This is a genomic window from Candidatus Chlorohelix sp. (genome assembly GCF_037138995.1).
Taxonomy (GTDB): Bacteria; Chloroflexota; Chloroflexia; order Chloroheliales; family Chloroheliaceae; genus Chlorohelix.
The window spans coordinates 1-21,262 of sequence record NZ_JBAXHI010000012.1 but is presented as its reverse complement, the minus strand read 5'-3'; the positions used below and the strand labels follow the sequence as shown (position 1 = coordinate 21,262).

The following is a 21,262-nucleotide window of genomic DNA, read 5'->3' as shown; positions in this document are numbered from 1 at the left end:
TAACCATTTCAATGTTAGTGTATAATAAAGGAAGTTGGTTTATGGTTGCGCAAAGAAGCTTGAATATTCTTGAAGGTCTAGCACCGATAGTCGGTTTACGTATTCGCGAGTCACGCACCGATAAAGGGATGAGCCAGAAAGAATTGGTGGGTGAGCGGTTTTCCAAAAGTTATATAAGTTCAATTGAGCGCGGTAAAATTACCCCCTCTCTTAAAGCTCTTGAGTATATAGCTAAACAATTGGGAGTGACCGTTTCTTACCTCCTCACTGGTATGATGACCAATCAATTGGCGGTGACTATTGCCCCGATGGATGACGAGCAAGAATCGCCCGCACGTTGGGATTTGCTGATTACCGAAGCTAAAATTTTAAGAGAGCAGCGCCGCTACGAACAAGCCCGCAACTTGCTTACTACTAAAGTGCGTATCCGACAATTAAGCGTTGAACAACTTAAGAATTACCATTTTACGCTTGCTACTGTACTGGTTGATTTGGATAATTCATCGTTGGCTTTGCCCGAACTTGGCGTTGCTCGTGAATTGGCTGAAAAAACCGCCGATTTTGAGATGCAGGCAAAGGTGCGACAGCTTACCGGAATCGTTTACATGCTCCAATCCAAGCCTGTGTTGGCAATCGAGCAATTGCGGACGGCTCTTCAATCAGTTGAAAATGGTCAAATCAAGGATATTCAGTTCCAGTTGAGCATATATAGTAATCTCGGAATTTTGCACTATCAACTTGGCGACATGAAAGAGGCGATTTCGATGTACCGTGAGGCGTTGCGCTTGGCAGAAAACGCCTCCAGCCCTGATAAACTTGCTAATCTTTACGCCGGTCTCAGCGCAGTTCATCGCGAAAATGGCAACCTGCCCGCTGCCCGTAACTTTGCTAATAAGGCTCTAGCGTTATACGAATGTGCCAGTAATCAGCGCGTACTTGCCCAACTTCGCGCCGGGTTCGGGGTGCTGATGCGAGAAACCGAACAATTTGATGAAGCCGAAACTCAGTTTGAGGATGCGTTGCGGATTGCTTCATTCCAACGCAATGAAGAAGCAATCACTCATGCTCATATGAATCTGAGCGACCTGTTTCTGCAGAAGGGTGAACTGGAGAAAGCGCGGTCGCATAGCGATGCAATGCTCTCCACGATTGATAGTGTGGATATAATTGCTAAAGGTCAGGCATTTGCCAGTCGCGCCGGGTTGCTTTCCTCCCAGCAGGATTTGGATAGCGCGATTCGCTTTTTCGAGCAAGCGGTGGAATTACTGGAACATGCTAATGCGCGTGATTTGCTCAGCAAAATCTATTTTCGTTATGCCGGAACGCTACGTCAGAAAGGTGATACTGCCCACGCTGCCGAGATGTACGAACGCGCTTATCGTCAGTTGAATCGCGCCGGAATAGCAGCGGAACTCTAATAATAATTGAAAACAAGGGGCTTAAGCCCCTTGTCTGAAACGCTAGTTCTTCTAAATAAACCACAAATTCTTACCCGGCAATTTTTCAGACGATATTAATCGGCGCATTTTTCAGGGCTTCCAATTCCTTAATAACCTCGCGCTTCTTGATTTTCAGCGTGTGGGTCTGCGGAAATTCGGGTTCATGCCACACCGTAAAGCCCTTGATATACTGGTAAGGGGCAAGCGCTTTGTTAGCCTCTTTTACCAATGTCGCCGGATTACCTGCTTCAGGGTCGCAGATTAGCACTGCGTGTACTTGCGGTTCGGGCTTCTCAGGATATGCCACCACCACCGCTTCTTTGATGCCGGGAACTTGTTTCAAGGCATGCTCCACATCTTCGGGATAAACATTCTTACCGTTGGATAGCACAATCATGTCCTTCTTGCGACCGCGAAGGTATAAATAGCCCTTCTTATCGAGGTAGCCCAAATCGCCAGTTCTGAACCAACCGTTCTCGAAAGCGTCACGAGTGGCTTTTTCATTGTGCCAGTAGCCTCCGGTAATGGTTGCGCCCCTTAGCAGAATTTCGTTATCCTCGTTAAATTTTATCTCAATTCCCGGCAATACTTTCCCAACTGAGGCGGGGTCTTTCTGGTATAGTGGTGTGCCAGTTACAACTGGCGCAGCTTCGGTTAAGCCATAGCCTTGCAACACTTGAACACCTAGCAAATTCCACTTACGCGCCAGTCCGGGGTCGAGATATGCGCCTCCGGCTACGAAATATCGCAAATGTCCTCCCAATCGTTTGTGTACGGTTTTGAAAATAAAACGGCGTGCTTTGAGCGGCAAAAACCTCGAAATGGCGAGCATGCGCTGCCAGATTTTTTGCTTGCCTTGCTTTTTGACCTCACGCTCCATGCCGTCCATAAATAACTGCAAAACCTGTGGCACCAAAATTATGATGGTAATATGTTGCTGTTGCATGGCGCTGAACAGGGTATTTGGCTGCAAACTGGCGGGATAATAAACGCTTGCGCCCTGATAAAGCGGTTGCAAAAGCCCCAGCGTTTGCTCTAGCATATGACTCAACGGCAACAACGACATAAGGCGATAGTTCGATAGGAACGGCACAATTCCGTTGGTAGCATCCACATTTGAAAGCACGTTGTGATGTGTCAGCATAACCCCTTTGGGGTCTCCGGTAGTGCCGGAAGTAAACATCAACAAAGCTATGTCATCGACTTGGGTGGGGCATTGTGGCAAGGGTTTACCTGTATCAGGCAGCTTTTCCAGATTTTCAATCATGATTGACGCTATATTTGCATTCCAGCTTTCCTGAGTTTGCGTAGAGAGTATTGCTAAAGTGGCTTCAGACTGTGCCAACACTTTGTTTACAAAGTCCTTGCTACTGCGAATATCAATAGGAACCAGAATTGCGCCTATCTGATGGCAAGCGAAGTATGTTGCCACCCACCAAGGGCTATTCGGCGCCCAGATTATAACCCGATCTCGGTTTTTAACACCTTGTTCTGCCAGATGGTTTGCGATAATTCTAGCTTTATTCAACAACTCCTGATAGCTCCACTGCTCTACCTTTGCGCCCTGTCCGGTCAATAGAGCGGGGCGGGTGCTATAATGCTCAACCCTGTCCATTAGAAACGAACTTAACGTTTGCATACGATTAACCTCCCTGTTTTCAGGCTTGCACATATAGAAGGGCGTTTCCCTTTTGTTTCGCAAGTGCCGCTACTCCTGTAGTTTTGCTATTTGTCGGGCGTATTGTTGGGAATTTTTTTCAAGTTAGAAGCGGCTTTATTAACTTTCAACTTCATTGTATCCCTAAAATAGCTTCCAAAACCAGTATTTTTACTGCCAATTACTGTAATTCAGTCAGCCCTATGGCAAAAAGGTAGAACATGCTTATTTTAAAAGTTCTTAATCTGAGCTTAATCCTATAAGACGACTCATAGGTTACAATATGGCGGGGTAAGTAAATAACTTATAATCCCCATTGCAAGGGTTGTATCTATGGATTTCACTATTTTGGTATTTGCGGTTTTGGCAATCCTGTTAATGTATGCTGCCGCACATATCCTTTTACCAGTAAATAAAGTGCCTGAAATAGCCGAGCATAAGGATAAAACCTTACGAATTGCGTCAGCACTTGTGATTAACACCACCATGACTGATCGTCGTTCTAGGGATACCTTGATGCTACTTGAGGTGGAAGTATTCCCGCCGAAACAACATCCTTTCAAAGCTGAATTGAATGGGTATTTTTCTGCGCGTCAAATTGCCAGACTGACTCCCGATGCAGTGGTAAAGGTAAAATACGACCCGACTAATCCTTCAAAAGTTGTATTTGTTGATTTCGCGCCGTCTGATAATTTCTACTCCACTCTATAAACAGGGCAGTAATCCGCCGAAGAGGAGGAGAGAGCAGCGGTTCAAGGGACATCCCTGACTCTATAAAACGCTTGCCTGAAAATATGGTAAAATTCTTCCGATAACAGGCTAAATTATGTTTTATATACCGGAGGATAAACTATGTCGCAGGATAGCACAAAAGAAAGCCCTATTAGCGAAGATTTGTTGGCAATTCTGGTTTGCCCTCGTAGCAAGAAAAAGGTAGCGCTGAGCGAAGATAAAACCAAACTCGTCTGCACCGATAAATGCGATGACCCGAAATGCCCACGCGAATATCGCATTGAGAACGGCATCCCCGTTATGCTGATAGAGGATTAGTGCATTTCGCCTTTCTATACCCACAACTGAAAAACTTGACCGGCGCGCAGCGGCTAATTCTTGAATTGGCAGGGGCAATCGCTTCTACGCCGGGGAGTAGTCATTGTGTGACTCTCTTGACCCATACCGTTAGTCCCGCATGTCGCGCTGCTATACCCGCCGGGGTGCGCTTGTGCGAGAGCGGCTTTAACCTCAACCGTACTCCCAACCATTACCTTAATTCGCTGCTGGAATATTTTTCCACGCCTTTTCTGTTGAGACAGCTATCGCACATCGAACGGGAAAGCGGCGAAAAGATAAGCGCATTGTGCTTTTTCGGACCGCCTAGCCTACCGGGGTTGTGGTGGGGCAAGCATTTGCACCGTCTGAAAATGCCCCTGTTCTATTTTTGCTACGAACCGCCCCGCGCTGCCTATACTGATATTGGCGAGGTCAGTCGGGCGTGGGCAGGGCGAGTTAGTGGATTGGTGAAACCGTTCTTTCGGTTGTATCGTCCGATAGATCGCTATCTGGCGCGGCAAGCCTCGGCGGCGCTGGTGAATGGGTGCTACGGGCAGAGCCTGATTCGTGAAACTTACGGGTTGCCTTCAATAGTTATCACGCATGGGGCAGAGCTAACCAAATCGTCAGACCCAGCAGAATCCGCTAACCAGATTCGCGCTCGTTTCGGGCTGGAGGGCAAGCGCGTTATCTTGACCGTCAACCACCTTCACCCACGCAAACGAGTCAATCTGCAATTGGAAGCATTATCGCTGTTGCTGCCAAAATACCCGGATGTAGCGCTATTGGTAGTCGGCTCTGGACCGGAAGCGCAAAATCTCAGAGAGTTGGCAGGGAGGCTTGGAATAGGTGATAGTGTGGTGTTTGCCGGATTCGTGCCGGATGAGGAACTGGCAGCCTGCTATTCTGTTGCTGCTGTTTATTTGCACTCTGGTCGCGCCGAGAGTTTTGGGTTGTCGGTATTAGAAGCCAGTGCGGCGGGTTTGCCTGTAGTGGCGGCGGACGAGGGCGGTCCCCGCGATATAATTCTGGAAGGGCAAACCGGGTTTTTGGTAGAGGCAAATCCGGCAGCGTTCGGGGCAACGCTGGAATGGCTGTTAACCCACCCAACTGAGGCGCAGGAAATCGGGCGGAGAGGCGCAGCACGAGTCGCGCAGCATTTTACATGGCAACAGGGCGCACAGGATTTCCTCTCCGCTTTATCCACGCTTTCACCGGAGAAATAAATAGCCCCCTCTCCTAAGTTCAGGGAGGGGGCAAAGACTATTTACATGAGCTATACTTCCGGCTTAAGCAAGCCGTAACCGCCCTCCTTCCGGCGGTAAACTACATTTATCTGCTTGGATTCTGCATCCATATACATGTAGAAATCGTGACCAACATACTCGAGTTCTTCAATCGCCTCCTCGGCTATCATTGGAATGATAGGGAAGGTTTTAACCTTGACCGGGGAGATAAATTCTACAGGTAAAATTGCTTCTTCGGCAGGTTCTTGTGGAGCAACAGCCTCACTCAATTTGGTTCTACCACGTCGCGCGACTTGTCGCTCTTTGTAGCGTACCATCTGTCGTTGCATCTTGTCATGCACCTTGTCAAGGGCGGTAGCCAAGTCGCTATCTTGTTCTTCCGCTCTTAGAATTGTGCCGTTTACCCGTAAGGTTACTTCTACACCTAGCCGTTCAGCCAGTTTGTGAGAGTGTTGTGCGGTTAATTCGACCGTGGCATCGTGTACTGTTTCAAGGTAGTGATTGAGTTTACCCAATTTGGTTTCGATTAGCTCTCGGCGCTCATCGCTAACCTTTACGTTTTTACCCCGGATAGTTAGTTCCATAGTCTTCCTCCGTCTAGATAGCTGTTGGAAAATACTCCGTTGTTTATAATTTTGTCAAAACGGAGTTCTCCTTACCTTAATTATACCATTGTAGGCAAGAAGAAAGGTGATGTCGCATACAATTTTTTGCTAAAATTTTATTAAAATTCCAGCTTTGAACTTGAAAACCTCCCTGCTTTAGGAAAATTGCCAGCGAGTGGCACTGTTTGCGAAATCTTTTTCTAGCCAGCCAAAAGCTACTCGCGGGATAAGTTTCAGATATAGGTTAGCCGGGTCGTAGGCGGGTTTGAAACCGGCGTATTTTTGCCCGTAAGCTTCAGCGAACCGCTCGAACAACGCCGGGTCGTTGAACTCCTCCACCCTGCCCTCGAAAATTACCACTTCATCCCCGCTCTCCAGATGTACCACCGCTTCCGGGTTTTGTAATAGGTTGCGCCCTTTACGAGAAGTGCGTCCGGTAGCAAAATAAAACGTGCCTTCTAACCACAAGCCCCATACCGGCATGGCGTGCGGTTTACCATCGGGGCGGGTGCTGCCTATCCAGTAGTTATGAGAAAGGGTCATTTTTTCGGTGACCCATTCCCATTCCAATAACTGGATGTCATCTGCTGTATCCAGCCCGTAATCAGGCGCGAAGTTGGGTCGTCCTGCTATCGGACGGATTATCTCTTTTTGCTCATCTGCCATCTATACACCTCATGCTACTTATATTTTGTGCAAGGTAATCAGTGCGCTGCTCAAGGCGTGTTCTAATTTAGGGACAAGCCCGCGCCGCATCAGTGCTTCACCGCTCAATAGGCGCGGTTCGTCTTTCATCAAATCCCCCTCTAGTTGATAAAGCACCTCCGCTTCCAGTCCGTAAAGACGCAAGCGGTTCAGGAACTTCCAGAAGTGATAGCGTTGCCCGAACGCCAGCACTACCCCTTCGCCTTCGCGTTGGTATTGGTAAGCCTGCACCTCTTTTTCGCCTAGTGTGGTAAGGCGGTAGAAATTCCCATGCTGAATAACCGGGCGTAGCTGTTTGTATTGTGCTACCAGCGCGGCGGCTTCTGCTAAGTTCTGCTCGCTCATGCTGTTGAGGTTAGTACCGATTCCTAGCGCACCCATAAAAGAGGAGTGGAAGCGGTAGCGCAGGGAGTAATTTCCCGCGTTCCAATCGGTGGCAGTGACCCAGCAATACATGGTTTTGGGAGGATATACCAATGAATAGCCCTGTTGGATTAGCAAGCGGTCGAGCGGGTCGGTGTTATCACTCGTCCACACATGGTCGAAGTGAGTAAGCATCCCCATATCGGCACGTCCACCACCGCCGGAACAGGCTTCAAACAACACATAAGGATGTTTCGCTCGTAATTGTGCCACGATGCTATAGAGCGCCTGTACATGGCGCACCGGAATTTCGCTTTGCGCCCCATCAGTCCAGCCTATCTCACTGATAGCGCGATTATAATCCCATTTGACATAACGTATATTATGCTTAGAGAGTAGCGCATCTAGCCAACCCAACATCCAATCTTGGACATCTTCACGGCACAAGTTCAGGATTAGCTGATTACGTCCGGTAATTGGCTCACGGTTGGGATAGTGATAAGCCCATTCTGGATGTGCCCTGTACAAATCACTGTCCGGGTTCACCATCTCCGGCTCAACCCACAGCCCGAAATCCATCCCAAGCGTGTTCACTTTCGCAATTAGGGGCTTCAAGCCGTTGGGGAATTTAGCTGGATTGGTTTGCCAGTCGCCAAGCCCGGCGCGGTCGCTATGTCGTTCCCCAAACCAGCCATCGTCCACTACAAACACCTCTGCGCCCAGTTTTGTCGCTTTTTCTGCCAGCGTTATTTGCGATGCCTCGTTCACCTCGAAGAAAACTGCTTCCCAACTGTTGTAAAGCACCGGGCGCAACTCGTGTGCGAATTGCGGAGGTAATAGCTGTTCGCTAACGTAGCGGTGTAGGTTGCGGCTCATTTTCCCGAAACCAGCGTTGCTATAACCTAACGCCATCCACGGAGTCTCGAAACTGTTGCTCGCGCCAAGCTGCCACGAAAACTCGAAATCATTTATACCGCCCGCTACTCGCGTTCTTTTTCCGGCGGCGCGTTCCTGCTCCACCACGATTTTCCAGTTACCGCTCCATTGCAACGCCCCGAAATATACCTCGCCTACGCTTTCCCCCGCGCCCTGACCTGCCCTATCAACCAAATCTAGCGCGAAAAAGGGGTTAGCAGCATGCCCCGAATAGTTCAGGCGACCTTCCAGCGATTTGCGCCCCGGCGTGATGGCGCATCTTTCCAGCAGCGCTTCGCAAGCCCATGCTCCTGATAGGTGGGTAAGGCGGTAATCGCCCCGGTCGGGTGCAAGCGGTAGGCTTGCGCTCAATATTTGTTCCAGTGTGATAGGTTCTTGCCCATTGTTGTAAACTGTGACGCGCCTCGCCAGCATGTCGCATTCTGGAACAATCCGATATTCCAGCGATAATTCCAGCTTGTAGAAAATATCCGCCAACCGAACGCTAAGGCTTTCTCCCTCAATCCGGTACGAAAGGTATTTCAGGCGCACATCGCGAACGCCATCAGCGAAGGTAACGCGCAATGACGGTTCATATTCGGCAATACCGCTACGGCATAAATACTCGCTCATATTCTGGTGTAAAGTAGCGTTAAAGCTGGAATGCTGGCGGTCGGGGGGAGCGAGCGGGTAATCTTCAATACGCGGCAATTTTGCGCCCCAATAGAGGTGTAGTGGCTGTCCGTCCGGGCTGATTTGAAATAGGTAAGCGGTAGTGGCGGTGGTCAGGCAAAACAAGCGGGTCTCATCAAAGTATTGTACAGGCATGGCGCATTCCTCTCCAAAATAGTTCAGGTAGTGTATTATAGCGCACCTGTTTTTAGATAGGAAAGACCAAGTAAAAAAGAAAGTGACCCGAAGGTCACTCTCTTCTCGTTTTTCTTCAGACTAGCAAAAGCGAATGTTAAACAGCGTAGAAATTACTCGGCTGCTTTATCCTTTTCGAGGCTGCTAACGACAATCTCTTCGAGGTCATCGGTTACTCTGTCCACGAAAGACCGAATGGTCTGGAAGAAATCAACTGTGGTCTGCTTGGCAAGCACGCGGGTTTTCTTGGGGAAAAGGGCGAGCGGTGCAGTAACCAAGTTGTATTCCAATTTTACGAGATTGAGTACGGTTTTGCCAACATTGACTCCGAACAAACCGGAAGAACCGCCTACTTCAGTGTCAAGCTCTTCGAGAGCGTCAACTTCAGCATCTTTTACTTTAATCTTAATGTCATCCGCCATAGCATTGTCTCCTTCTAAATAATATTTTATGAGGTTGGAGCAGAAGCGCCTCTATGACGCACTGCGTCATAACTTTATTATAATGCCACCTGTTCAGGCTGTCAAGATGCTTTATCTGCTTATTTGAAATTAGATATAAAAACTCAAGAAATTTCGGTAGGAACTTCACTCATTTTCTTACGGGTGGCGTTTTTATTGTCGGTGTGACCTGTTTAACACGCGCTTTGGCTGTTTAGAGTTATGATTTAGCAAGTGTGCTTGTAACGTTGTGTCACCTAATTTTAACTTAGGAGTATTGATTTATGTCTATGAATAATATTGGCATAATTATCGGGCTTTCTGTTGCATTGCCAATCGCTATAATCCTAATTGTATTTATACCAATTGTACGTCGTGGAATGCGAAGTCGCCAACTTTTAAATACCGGATTGACCGCGAACGGTACGATTGTTAAAGTTTGGCAAACCGGAATGTATATTAACGAGCAACCCGAAATCGGTATGACTATTCAGGTTATGCCATCAGATCGTCCCCCTTTTCAGGCGGAAGCACGCAAGGTTGTGCCGATGATTCAGTTGGCGCAGGTGCAGCCGGGGCAGATGGTCGAAGTGAAATATGATCCGAATGATACCAGCAAAGTAGCTTTGAGCGCGATTTTAAGCGGTGGTATGGGCGGCATGCAAATGGCTGCTCTTAGTCAGATTCCCCCCGAACTTCAGCAGATTGTAATGCAGCAGAACGCCCTCAGTGCCACGCTCTTCCAGAGCGGACAGCCTGCCACAAAGCTAAAAGTAGCGCGTATTATAGTGTTACGAACAGTGCCACGCTCTTCCAGAGCGGACAGCCTGCCACCGCTCGTATTCTGGGCGTGCGCGACTACGGTGCGCCTTTGCCGGACGGCACTTCTCCAAAGATTTTTTCGTTGGAAGTACAACCGTTTGGGCAACCATCTTTTCAATCCGAGTCCTTTGCGCTCGTTACTTACGCTTCACAGGCGAAATATACCAGTGGTGCGATTATTCAAGTCAAGTTTGACCCCACTAACTATAGCCGTGTTGCCATCGTTCCTTCCTGAAATGCTTTATAATATGGGTTAGTTTGGAGCAAGTTTGAATTGGGCTTTTGCTTGAGATAAATTGCATATTGCAAAAGCCCTGAAAGCTTTCTCCGCTTTCGTGTTTATTACCTGTCGAAATTCAGGAGGACAGAGCTTGGCTGTCAATGTATCTCAGGTACCCGGCGGGGCAGCGTCCCTTCACCTTGCCCAAAAGCGCAATCGGACGCTGCGCCGCCAGATTCTATGGTTTATGGGAGCTTGCGCGGCGCTGGCAGTTGTCGCTTTTCTGGCGGTAATCAGCGCGACCACCGCCCGCATCTCTACTTTCAACGAAATAGCCTCAATTGCAGTGCCGAGCATCAATGCTACCAATGATGCTACTCAATTACTTGCGGGTGAAGTGGAGAATACTGGCGAATATATTCTGGCGGATCAAGGCAAAGCTACCAGCGTTGCTCCCGGTGCGCTCGCTCCTGCTACCAACAAACAGGTCATTCTCACCAAAATCGAAGAGCAGCGTGCCGCTTTTGACCTTGCTTTGCAGCGCGGTTACAACGCTCTTAGCAATTACAGTAACGATATTAAGCCAGATGCCTCCAAAGCGTTGCTCTATATTAGCAGTCGCTACGGGCGTTTGCAGGATGCGTTGGCTCAAGCGCGTGCCTTAACCGATAAGGGCGACCTTACCACCGCGATTCAAGCTTTTCTGAATGGACAAAATGATAATTACGAACCGATTTTTGCCAGTCTATACTTCTTGCGTAGCATCCACCAATCGCGCCTTGAAGAAGCCGAAAGCAGCGCGGTTTATTCTGCCGAATTGCAACAATATTTGGCGGCGGCGGCTACCGTCCTTTTTGGCGCTACGTTATTGGTAACAAACTTGTGGCTTACCTTCAGGGTAAAGCGTGTATTTGTGCCGTTGCTCAATTTGGCTCTGGTAATCGTGTTGATATATTCGGCTTTTCTTTGGTCGGTGTTGTCCAACAGTCGCCGAGACCTGACGCAAGTGGTAGCTACCTACAACCGCACCGCGCTTCTCAGCGACTCGCTGACTTATATTACCGATGCTTCGGCAGATCAGGTGCAATGGGTTATCAGCGGCAAGCAATTAGTGGGGCAAACCGGGCTTGGGACGGGTGTGCGTGACGAGATTTATAATCAAGATTTGAAAACGCGGCTGGAATTGCTGCTTTCGCTGCGTACAAAGGACGGTACGTTGTTGGTTGACCCTGCGCAATTGCAGGATTGCCCCGCTTCTGCTACTTCACGTACCAATTATAATTTCGAGGGGAATATTGCCCAGTTGTGTCGCGAATTGCCTGCCTCTTATAGTTCCAACAACCTGAATCAGTTTATCAAAGCCTATCGCGACTGGCTAAATATGCAAAATCGGTTTAGCCCATTGGTAATATCTGGCAAAATTGATGATGCGCTTACGCTGCGTTCCGGAGACGGGGCGAAAGCCTATGCCTTTATGGCTGATAGCTTGAACAAGGAACGCGACCTCAATATTCAAGATTACCGCAAGCGTAGTCAGCAAGGTACTGACGGTTTGAGTTTTGCCACTCAGCTTGCTTGGATTATCTATCCGGCGGCGCTGGCGTTGGCGGCAGCTGGTTTGCTGGTTTGGCGCAGGGAATTTTAAGGGAGCGGAGGAATTGATGGAAATGAAAAATCTGAAAAAACTTTCTCTGCTATTTTTGCTATTGCTAGGGTTGCAGGGTTGTGGTGCAGCGGTCGGTAACGCTACCACCTCCTCGCAGCGGGTTGACGCTGTGCTTGCGCCGGATGTTGCCGTAAATTATGCGCTTGTCCAGCAAAATAGCGGAACTATTCGTATCTATTCCAGTTTGCCACTTACGGGTAGCAGCAAAGAACAGAGCTTGACTCTGACTAACGCTATGCAAATGGCGTTGGAAGATGTTGCCGGACCTGACAAGACTATCAACGGGTTCAAGATTGATTTCGTGAGCCTTGATGATGCCACCGCGCAACGTGGGCAATGGGACGAAACCACCGAGAAAGCCAATGCTACCCAAGCCGCTAATGACCCGGACGCGATGGTTTTTCTTGGTCCTTATAATAGCGGGGCGGCGCAGGTGGCTATTCCGATTCTTAACCGCGCCGGGTTGCCGATTATTAGCCCCTCCAATACCTACCCCGGCTTGACGTTGGCGGTTGATGGCATCACCAAAACAGGGGAACCGGATAATTTTTATCCTACCAAAACCCGTAATTATTTCCGAGTGGTGGCGCGTGATGATTGGCAGGGACCTGCAATTGTGCTGTTCGCTCGTGAAGAATTCAAGGTAAAGCGGTTGTATTTGGTCAGCGAACCAGACCTTTTTGTTTACGGCAAGGGTCTAACCGATTCGGTGGAGCGTGAAGCCTCCAAATATGGTATTTCTATCGTGGGACGCTCTACAGTTCAGGAACGCGCTGCCGATTACCGCAACCTTGCTCGTAAGATTCGCGATGCCAAGCCGGACATGGTTTTCTTTGGCGGAACAGCCCAAAACCAACCCGGTCGTTTGTTGGCAGATGTACGCGCTGCCGGAGTGACCGTTCCCTTTATGGGCGGCGATGGTTTCAATAACCCAGCATTCCTTAAAAGCGCCGGTGTTGCGGGTGAGGTGGCAACCTATAGCTCTATCAGCGGCGTGCCGGAAAATTTGTTACCCACCAAAGGTCAGGATTTCCTCAAACGCTATCGCGCTCGTTTCGGCACGCCTACTAACTACACTTTGCACGGCTACGAGGTGATGTCGGTGGCGTTGAATGCTATCAAGAATGCGGGGAAAAAAGATCGGAAGGCGATTCTGAATGCTATCGCTGCTACCAAAAACTTTGAGGGGGTGTTGGGGCGGTGGAGTTTCGATGCAAACGGAGACACTGACCTGACCGATTTCGCTATTTATCAGATTAAGGACGGGCTTTTTGCGTACCAACGGCAAAGCAAGCCGAGTAAATAGGCAAGGGGGGGCGCTCTTTTTATCAGGAGGAAAGACTCAATCCTGCCAAACGGGGGGTATAGATTTCGTGTAGTACCAGTGCTGCCGCGCCTACTGCTCCGGCAAATTCGCCTGCCATTGAAAGCTCCACTGTTACCGGCTTCACATTGCGGGTGATTAACCGCTCGTTCAAGGCTTTGTCCACCTCGTTTTGATAGAGGTGACGGAGCGAGTGCAATTTGTTGCCTCCCAGAATCACCAGCCGAATGTCCAATAAGTTTACCAGACTGACGATACCCGCCGCTAGAATACGCGCCGCTTCCTTTACTACCGAAAGCGCCAGTTCATCGCCTTCGAGCGCGGCGTTGGTCACTGTCTCAAAATCAATTTTACCTTTGCGTACGCTCAACAAACTAGGCTTGTTTTCGTCCAGCAGCATATTAATCTTTGCTACCATTGCTGCCGGGGAGCAGTAAGTTTCCAGACAGCCCCGATTACCACAAAAGCATAGCGGACCCTCAAAGTTTATAGCAATATGCCCGAACTCTCCGGCGTTAGTGGTATCGCCCCGGTAAATTTGATCTTGGATGAAAATACCTGCGCCTATGCCTGCGCCCATAAAAATGTAGGCGTAATTTGTGGCGTTTTGTGCGCCGCCCACCCAATGCTCGCCTATAGCGGCAGCGGTAGCATCGTTATCTACCAGTACCCGCAAACCAGTGCGTTCTTCCAGCGCCTCTTTCAGGTTTAGTTCTTTCCAATTCTGCCCGAATAAATCCAGCGGCTCATATACAATACCCCGCTCGTGATCCATTGCTCCGGGCCAGCCTACCCCTACTCCCAATATTTTATGCTCAGGAATCCGCGCATTTTCGATCATTTCGCGGATACAGCGTGCCACCATATCAATAATCGCGTCTGTTTCATATACGGGAACAGTCAACGGTTGGAAGGAACTTGCCACCACGCTTCCATCCAACGCCAACAATGCCAGCGAAATCCCGTCCCGATCCATTAACACGCCCACTGCATAGCGCGTTTCAGGATTGATGCGCAACTTAACGCGAGGTTTGCGCCCGGAGGGGTCAACCCCAGCTTCTACTACTAGCCCTTCTTCCAGCAAACGCCGCACAATGTTAGAAACGGTCTGGGCAGTCAGCCCGGTATCCTCTGCAATCTTAACCCGGCTAATTCCGTCACCAAGCCGAATTGCTTCTAACACTACCCCTTGATTGTAGTCCCGAATGCGCGGTAGATTTGTGCCTCCCGGCATGTTGCCTCCGATTAATCCAATGCGCTTACTATTTACACGTTGAGTTATACGGGTCATAATCAGTTATTAATTAACCAAACTTGCGAGCAATTTGCTGTATTAATTTTACTTTATTGGTTGGGAAAGTTACTATCCTGTAAAGGATAGAATCTTTTTACAAAATTTGCAATATGTTTGCCAATAATAAATCAAATTGATTTATAGAAAGAACCTATTGACAAATAAATCAAAATGATTTATGATTCTGCTAGTTGACTCGTAATAAACTACACCATTCAACACAACAGACCAATCTCTCGTAAATCGCATAGGTTATAACAAAGGCTGCAATGATAAAATCCCATGTTTTTAGCATGGTTAGCAGTTCAAATCAATTCCATTCCCAGTTTTTTTTGGGAATAAATGGGCGGATATGACTTTGCCCGGAAATCCAACGGTTTTTCTACATCATCGTCTTAAGTTTGCATATTTCCGACTTTGTTGCACGCCCTAATCCTTAAGAAGCGTAACAATGCTGTTCACTTATCTACCAAGGAGGCAAGGATGAAACTTACCAAGTCCCTGTACAAAAAGTTTGGTCTTGGATTGGCAGTTGTGATGGGTTCTGCCATGATGCTGGGTGCTTGCGGTGACAACACTGCTACCCCTGTACCGGCTGCTACTACAAATCTAAGCTAACTTGCTGCAATCATTGTTACAAAAGTGACAACACTGCTACCCCTGTACCGGCTGCTACTACGGCATCTGCAACCACCGCTGTTGGAGCTACTACTGCTGTCGCCGCAAAAGCCGACTTCTCTGCGGCTAAAGGCTGCAAGAACGTTGCAATTTTACTACCTGAAACCGACACTTCGTTCCGCTGGGATGCCTTAGACCGCCCATTGCTTCAGTCGGAAATTGCTGCCGCAATCCCCGGCGCTACCGTTCAGTATTCCAACGCTAGTAAAAATGCCGACACACAGCAGAACCAGGCTGAGGCTGCTCTGACCAAGGGGGCTTGCATTCTGGTAGTGGGCGCTGTTGACGGTGATAAAGCTTCCGCCATCGTGCAGAAAGCTAAAGCTGCTAAAGTGCCGGTTATCGCTTACGACCGCTTAATCCAAGACAATGATTCTGCTTACTATGTCTCCTTCGACAATGTGAAGGTAGGCGAATTGCAGGGTCAGTGGCTGGCTGACCAATACAAAGCCGGTAACTATGGTCTGAAAAAGGGCGCGAAACTGGCAATGATTAACGGCGGTCAGACCGACAACAACGCGCTGCTCTTCCGCCAAGGCGCTCTCAATAAGCTGAAACCTCTGGTTGACAGCGGCGACTTGACCATGGTTTACGATCAGTACACCCCGGATTGGGACAATGCCAAAGCCCAAACCTTGATGGAAGGCGTTTTGACCGCTCAGAAGAACGACCTCCAGATTGCTTATGTTGCTAACGACGGTATGGCTAACACCGTTATCGCCGCGCTGCGTGCCCAGAAGTTGAATGGCAAAGTGCCTGTTACCGGTCAGGATGCTTCTGATGATGGTATCAAGAATATCATCACCGGAGACCAAGGTATGACTGTTTACAAAGCTATACCGCTGGAAGCCAAAGCGACCGGTCAGTTGGTAGCCGCTCTCGCTGCTGGTACAGACCCCGGTAGCATTATAAACGGTAAAACCAAGACCAAAGGTGGCGTAGATATATCGTCTGTTCTAGCAGTTCCCGTAACCGTGACTAAAGACAACATTGTCTCCACTGTGTTCAAAGACGGTTTTGTCAAGAAAGAAAATGCCTGCAAAGGTCTTCCCGCTGGTACCGGTGGTATCTGCTAATCCCGGCAAACTTTTGCCCCCATTCCCACAAGAGTGGGGGCAATTTTTATCCGAGTCTGTTCACACCTATGCCATCCTGAGTTAAACAGCGTGCGTATCCTGCTTGCAGGGGTGTTTTATGTCTGCTCCATGTACCGAACAACGTACTAAAGAACTTCAGAAATATTTCACTTTATCAGGTTGGCATATTTTTTCAACGCAACGTTGAGGAAAATCAGAGCGTCTAAGTCTTAACGCTTATAAATATAGTTGTACATTCCGAGTGTAAGTCTGACTGCTTTCGGATTTGTCTATAACCAACCGTCCAGAAACACTCCTCTAGGGGTAGAAGATGAGAAACAGGAATGAGTGAGAAAGTAACTGCCAAAACTGCTGGTATTGGGGTACCGCGCTTGCAGCTAAAAGGCATAAATAAAACCTTCGGCGCGGTGCGTGCGCTGATGAATGTAGATTTTGAAGCATATGCTGGGGAGGTGGTTGGGCTTGTTGGTGACAACGGCGCTGGCAAATCCACCCTCATCAAAGTAATTTCCGGGGTCTATATACCGGATTCTGGGGACTATTTTATAGAAGGAGAAAGTGTTCATATAACTTCTCCTCAAGATGCCAACCGCCTAGGGATTGAAACGGTGTACCAAGACCTCGCCCTTTGCGATAATCTCGACGTAGTGGCTAACCTTTGGCTCGGTCGCGAAGAATTGCTGATGGGTACTCTTAATGAAGTAGAGATGGAACGGCTTACCCTTAATGTGTTGCGTTCGTTGGATGTGAAAATCCCCTCAGTGCGCGTGCCTGTAGCCGCTCTCTCCGGCGGGCAGCGCCAATCTATCGCAGTAGCCAAAACCATTCTACGCAAACCCAAAGTGGTTTTGTTGGACGAGCCTACCGCTGCGCTTGGTGTCGCTCAAACCAAACAGGTCTTGCAATTGATTCGTCGCTTGCGTGAGCAAGGTCTGGCGGTAGTGGTTATTTCGCACAACCTCCATGATGTATTTGAAGTAGTAGATCGGGCGATTGTAATGCGCTTAGGACGGCGTTCTGCCACCTTTGATATTAAAAGTACAACTCCTGAAAAAGTGGTGGGAGCAATTACTGGAGCCGAATTCGGTGAAATTCCGGCAGGTACGGAGGCAGAGGTATAGCCATGAGTAACGAACTCAAAACCAAAAACTTTGTAGTAGAAAAATTACCCGGTCTTGCTGGAACAGTACCACCTCCACCGGCGGAAAATTTTAGCATAAAAACATTGTTGCGCCAAGATTTAGGCTTTCTACCTGTACTAGTTACCTTACTCATTATAGTGGTTTTTTTCCAGATCAGCACCAATGGAATATTTCTGGACCCACGCAACATTTCGAACCTGCTACAACAGGTGGTCTCGGTTGGTATTATCGGTATCGCGGCGGTTTTGGTGCTATTGCTCGGGGAAATCGACCTGAGTTTGGCGGCGGTTTCACAGACTTGCGGCGCTATTACAGCGGTGCTGTCGGTTTATCAGGAATGGAACGGGTGGGCGGCTATTCTGGTCGGTCTGGTAGCGGGTGCTGCTATCGGGTTGGTCAATGGCTTCTTTATCGCGGTACTACGAGTCCCATCTTTTATAGTAACTCTAGCCGGTTCTATTTTCTATGCCGGCATCTTGTTGTTGGTATTGGGTCGCCAAACCACTCTAACGGTGCGCGACCCGATTCTCCGCGACCTTGCCCCTAACTATATGGATAATCTATTTGGCTGGCTCGTTCCTTTAGTTGGTATCGGCTTATATATAGCCTTTGTACTTTTGGAACAGCGCCGTCGTGCAGCAATTGGTTTGAAAACCAAAACCCCTTTGCGCCTAGGCATTCAGTTTAGTTTGACGGTGATAGTGCCGGTTGCTGTTATCTGGTTGCTCCAATCCTATAATGGTGTGCCTATTGCGGGTTTAATTTGGGTCGGGCTGGTTGTGACCTTTTGGATATTGCTGACGAGAACTACCTATGGGCGACATCTTTATGCAGTGGGCGGTAACAGCGAAGCGGCTCGCCGCGCCGGTATCAATACCACTTTAATGAAACTTTCCATCTTCGCGTTGGCTTCAACGCTGGCGGCTTTTGCTGGAATCATGCTTCTATCGCGTAGCACCGCTGCGGCATCCCAAATTGATTCTACCCTACTACTAAGGGCTATTGCGGCAGCTGTAATCGGTGGGGTTAGTCTGTTCGGTGGTCGCGGCTCAATCTGGGCAGTTGTATTGGGTGCGCTGGTAATTGGCAGCCTTGAAAACGGTTTGACCCTGCAAGATCAGGAACAGAGTATAAAGAACGTAATTGAAGGAGTCGTTCTGATTTTAGCGGTAACTGCCGATGCGTTAGCGCGGCGTTCCTCCAATCGCCGCTAATCTCAAGAGAATATAATCAAATTCTGGCAAGGGGTTTATGCTCCTTGCTTTTTTAAATCCTAACTAAAAATGAACTGAAATTTTGTGCATTTAATACTAATAAATTGGCATTCTTTGTTTCAAAGTGCTAGAATATAAACATGTGAAAGAAGCTTTGACTCAAAGGCTTAATACTCTGCATCAACCGCTTGAACTAACCAAATAATTTGTGAAGAGGGGTTTCATGAGTAAAGTAAAAATGACAAAGGGTAAATTTACCCATATCCAGAATTGCAGTGATAATAATGGTATCATAGCTGCCGCCGCTATGGATCAGCGTGGTTCGTTGAAAAAGAGCATTGAAAAGGCGCGAGGCTCTGCTGTTTCTGACGATGTTCTTACCGAGTTTAAAACTATTGTTACTAAGGTATTAACTCCCTATTCTAGTGCCATCCTGATGGATCCAGAATACGGCTTGCCTTCGTTGGAAGCACGCGCCCCCGGTACCGGCGTTTTGCTGGCTTATGAGAAAACCGGCTACGATGTCGGTGTAAAGGGTCGCTTGCCCGACCTGTTGCCGGAGTGGAGCGCTCGTCGGTTGCTCGAAGCTGGCGCAGATGCGGTCAAAATCCTGCTGTATTACAATCCCTTTGACTCTGAGAGTATTAATTCCGTGAAAACGGCTTTCATCGAGCGTATTGGTGCGGAATGTACGGCATTAGATGTACCCTTCTTCCTTGAGCCGCTTGCTTATGACGATAATTATGATGAGAAGGGTCTGGAGTTCGCCAAGATAAAACCGCAGTATGTCACTGCCTACATGGAAGAATTTTCTAAAGACCGATATGGCGTGGACATTCTGAAGGTAGAAATCCCCTTCAACGTGGAATTTTTGGCTGGTAGCCGCGCTTTCAAAGGTGGAGAAGCTGCTTACGACAAGAAAGCTGCGCTGGGATTTTTCCATTCCTCCGCCGCAGTTACCAAAAAACCTTTCATTTACCTGAGCGCAGGTGTGGACGATGATGTGTTCCGCGAGAGCCTAGAACTCGCTGCCGAAGCAGGCGTGGGCTATAGTGGTGTGTTGTGTGGACGTGCAACTTGGAAAGAGGGCGTTCCAGTTTTCGGTGAGAAGGGTGGCGCTGCTCTGGAAGAATGGTTGCTGGATCGAGGCGTTAAGAACATCCAAGCGCTTAATGAAGTGCTTGCGAAGGGTGGAAAACCGTGGTATTCCGCTTATGGTGGTCTGGACAATATTGAAGTAGTGGGTTAATTTCCCTGTCATTTGAATAATTGCAGCGGGTTACTTCTTTAGCTTGGAGTAACCCGCCTTTTTTTATTTGTCTGCACTGTTGGTGCGTAGGTGATGGGCGGTTGAATCGTGGTGGCTATTTGTGCCATCAATGTACGGGTCAACATGCACCACTGCATCTTCCAGCGTGGTTACACTATGCCACAGGCGATGGCGCACTTCCTCGCCAATATCGTGGCTGGCAGATGTGGTTAATGTCCCTTCCACTTCAATCGAAAGTTCGGCGAATATTTTATGTCCGTGCCAACGCGCCCGTACATTATCTACTAGGCGTACCCCTTCTACCGCTTTCGCCTCGCGCTCGATTTTATCCAGAATGGCGGGATCAATCGCATCCATCACACGATGGTACATTGCTTTAGCCGAATCTTTCAAAATCAGGATAATTGCTCCAGTAATCAGCAAACCTACTATGGGGTCTGCCAAAGGGAAGCCCAACAAAACGCCCACCGCTCCTCCCAACACCGCAAGGCTGGTTAAACCATCGGCACGCGCATGTTGCCCATCGGCGATTAGCGCTGCGCTATTGATTTCGCGCCCTATACTGATGCGGAAGAATGCCACCGCTTCATTGCCCACAAAGCCAATGATTGCTGCTGCCATCACCCAACCGATATTGGTTATAGGTTGCGGGTTGATTATCCGATTTATTGACTCGTAAAGCGCAATCAATACGCTGATGAAAATTATCAGCACTACGAACAGACCCGCAAGGTCTTCGGCGCGTCCGTAGCCGTATGTATAGCGGCGGTTTGCCTCACGGCGACCTATTACAAAGGCAATCCACAGTGGAATGGCGGTAAGCGCATCGGCAAAATTGTGAATTGTATCTGCAAGTAACGCCGCGCTACCGCTTATAATGACTATTACTACCTGAAAAAGAGCGGTTAGAGCTAGTCCGCCCAGCGAGATTTTGATAGCCCAGATTCCGCGCTTGCTTTCCTGCATGTACCGCGCCGGACCGCCCTCGCCCTCATGCGCGTGGCTATGCACCAGACCACCAAAAATGCGTCCGAAAAAGCCTTTGTTATGGTCATGTGAGTGGTCGTGTTCGTCGTGGTTATGCTCATGCGAATCATGGTCATGCTCCAGATTCAGGTCATGTGAATGGTCGTGTTCGTCGTGGTTATGTTCATGCGAATCATGATTATGCGCTAGATTCAGGTCATGTGAGTGGTCGTGTTCGTCGTGGTTATGTTCATGCGAATCATGATTATGCGCTAGATTCA

General features: G+C 48.6%; 20 protein-coding genes. 12 read left to right on the top strand and 8 right to left on the bottom strand.

Features of this window, described 5'->3' with window-relative positions; all coding sequences use genetic code 11:
• Positions 1 to 41 precede the first annotated feature (41 nt).
• A complete protein-coding gene (locus WCK19_RS07715) occupies positions 42 to 1,418 on the top strand; it encodes a helix-turn-helix transcriptional regulator (protein ID WP_342396795.1) in 1,377 nt (458 codons plus the stop codon).
• A gap of 85 nt (positions 1,419 to 1,503) precedes the next feature.
• Here WCK19_RS07715 and WCK19_RS07710 read toward each other — a convergent pair whose 3' ends face one another.
• Complete coding sequence (locus WCK19_RS07710) at positions 1,504 to 3,078, bottom strand: AMP-binding protein (RefSeq protein WP_342396794.1); 1,575 nt, start codon at positions 3,076 to 3,078, stop codon at positions 1,504 to 1,506.
• 351 nt (positions 3,079 to 3,429) lie between these two features.
• Between WCK19_RS07710 and WCK19_RS07705 the strand changes: the two genes are divergently transcribed.
• From WCK19_RS07705 to WCK19_RS07695, 3 genes are all read left to right on the top strand, one after another.
• The gene (locus WCK19_RS07705; RefSeq protein ID WP_342396793.1) at positions 3,430 to 3,807 is read left to right on the top strand and encodes a hypothetical protein; all 378 of its coding nucleotides are present in this window, start codon (positions 3,430 to 3,432) and stop codon (positions 3,805 to 3,807) included.
• Between the two features lie 141 nt (positions 3,808 to 3,948).
• Positions 3,949 to 4,146: a hypothetical protein gene (locus WCK19_RS07700; protein WP_342396792.1), complete on the top strand. Its 198-nt coding sequence runs from the start codon at positions 3,949 to 3,951 to the stop codon at positions 4,144 to 4,146.
• A 35-nt stretch (positions 4,147 to 4,181) separates the two neighbouring features.
• Entirely contained in the window at positions 4,182 to 5,372 is a 1,191-nt protein-coding gene (locus WCK19_RS07695; RefSeq protein ID WP_342396791.1) for a glycosyltransferase, read from the top strand.
• Positions 5,373 to 5,422: 50 nt separating this feature from the next.
• Here WCK19_RS07695 and raiA read toward each other — a convergent pair whose 3' ends face one another.
• The 4 genes from raiA to WCK19_RS07675 form a co-directional block, all read right to left on the bottom strand.
• Positions 5,423 to 5,977, bottom strand: coding sequence for a ribosome-associated translation inhibitor RaiA (gene raiA / locus WCK19_RS07690; protein ID WP_342396790.1), 555 nt, complete (start codon positions 5,975 to 5,977; stop codon positions 5,423 to 5,425).
• A gap of 177 nt (positions 5,978 to 6,154) precedes the next feature.
• Positions 6,155 to 6,664 (bottom strand): pyridoxamine 5'-phosphate oxidase family protein, encoded by a 510-nt coding sequence (locus tag WCK19_RS07685; RefSeq protein WP_342396789.1) that lies wholly within the window; start codon positions 6,662 to 6,664, stop codon positions 6,155 to 6,157.
• Between the two features lie 18 nt (positions 6,665 to 6,682).
• The gene (locus WCK19_RS07680) at positions 6,683 to 8,809 is read right to left on the bottom strand and encodes an alpha-galactosidase (RefSeq protein WP_342396788.1); all 2,127 of its coding nucleotides are present in this window, start codon (positions 8,807 to 8,809) and stop codon (positions 6,683 to 6,685) included.
• 152 nt (positions 8,810 to 8,961) lie between these two features.
• A complete protein-coding gene (locus WCK19_RS07675) occupies positions 8,962 to 9,270 on the bottom strand; it encodes a hypothetical protein (protein ID WP_342396787.1) in 309 nt (102 codons plus the stop codon).
• 302 nt (positions 9,271 to 9,572) lie between these two features.
• On the opposite strand from WCK19_RS07675, the gene WCK19_RS07670 reads away from it, so the two are divergent.
• From WCK19_RS07670 to WCK19_RS07660, 3 genes are all read left to right on the top strand, one after another.
• On the top strand, positions 9,573 to 10,367 hold the full coding sequence (locus WCK19_RS07670) for a hypothetical protein (protein ID WP_342396786.1): 795 nt from the start codon (positions 9,573 to 9,575) through the stop codon (positions 10,365 to 10,367).
• 114 nt (positions 10,368 to 10,481) lie between these two features.
• Complete coding sequence (locus tag WCK19_RS07665; protein ID WP_342396785.1) at positions 10,482 to 11,975, top strand: hypothetical protein; 1,494 nt, start codon at positions 10,482 to 10,484, stop codon at positions 11,973 to 11,975.
• A gap of 16 nt (positions 11,976 to 11,991) precedes the next feature.
• Entirely contained in the window at positions 11,992 to 13,302 is a 1,311-nt protein-coding gene (locus WCK19_RS07660; protein WP_342396784.1) for a branched-chain amino acid ABC transporter substrate-binding protein, read from the top strand.
• A gap of 22 nt (positions 13,303 to 13,324) precedes the next feature.
• Here WCK19_RS07660 and WCK19_RS07655 read toward each other — a convergent pair whose 3' ends face one another.
• Positions 13,325 to 14,611, bottom strand: a complete 1,287-nt coding sequence (locus WCK19_RS07655) for an ROK family transcriptional regulator (protein ID WP_342396783.1) — start codon at positions 14,609 to 14,611, stop codon at positions 13,325 to 13,327.
• Between the two features lie 486 nt (positions 14,612 to 15,097).
• On the opposite strand from WCK19_RS07655, the gene WCK19_RS07650 reads away from it, so the two are divergent.
• Positions 15,098 to 15,232 carry a hypothetical protein gene (locus WCK19_RS07650; RefSeq protein WP_342396782.1) on the top strand — a complete coding sequence of 45 codons (135 nt, stop codon included), beginning with the start codon at positions 15,098 to 15,100 and terminating at the stop codon, positions 15,230 to 15,232.
• Between the two features lie 16 nt (positions 15,233 to 15,248).
• Here the strand turns inward: WCK19_RS07650 and WCK19_RS07645 are convergent, their stop codons facing one another.
• On the bottom strand, positions 15,249 to 15,404 hold the full coding sequence (locus WCK19_RS07645) for a hypothetical protein (RefSeq protein WP_342396781.1): 156 nt from the start codon (positions 15,402 to 15,404) through the stop codon (positions 15,249 to 15,251).
• A gap of 31 nt (positions 15,405 to 15,435) precedes the next feature.
• Here WCK19_RS07645 and WCK19_RS07640 point away from each other — a divergent pair, with 31 nt between their 5' ends.
• From WCK19_RS07640 to WCK19_RS07625, 4 genes are all read left to right on the top strand, one after another.
• On the top strand, positions 15,436 to 16,368 hold the full coding sequence (locus WCK19_RS07640; protein ID WP_342396780.1) for a substrate-binding domain-containing protein: 933 nt from the start codon (positions 15,436 to 15,438) through the stop codon (positions 16,366 to 16,368).
• 344 nt (positions 16,369 to 16,712) lie between these two features.
• Positions 16,713 to 17,510 (top strand): ATP-binding cassette domain-containing protein, encoded by a 798-nt coding sequence (locus WCK19_RS07635; RefSeq protein WP_342396779.1) that lies wholly within the window; start codon positions 16,713 to 16,715, stop codon positions 17,508 to 17,510.
• Positions 17,511 to 17,512: 2 nt separating this feature from the next.
• Entirely contained in the window at positions 17,513 to 18,745 is a 1,233-nt protein-coding gene (locus tag WCK19_RS07630; protein ID WP_342396778.1) for a hypothetical protein, read from the top strand.
• A 223-nt stretch (positions 18,746 to 18,968) separates the two neighbouring features.
• Positions 18,969 to 19,994 carry a tagatose 1,6-diphosphate aldolase gene (locus WCK19_RS07625; protein WP_342396777.1) on the top strand — a complete coding sequence of 342 codons (1,026 nt, stop codon included), beginning with the start codon at positions 18,969 to 18,971 and terminating at the stop codon, positions 19,992 to 19,994.
• 63 nt (positions 19,995 to 20,057) lie between these two features.
• Here the strand turns inward: WCK19_RS07625 and WCK19_RS07620 are convergent.
• On the bottom strand, positions 20,058 to 21,262 hold a 1,205-nt coding region (locus WCK19_RS07620), incomplete at its 5' end, for a cation diffusion facilitator family transporter (RefSeq protein ID WP_342396776.1).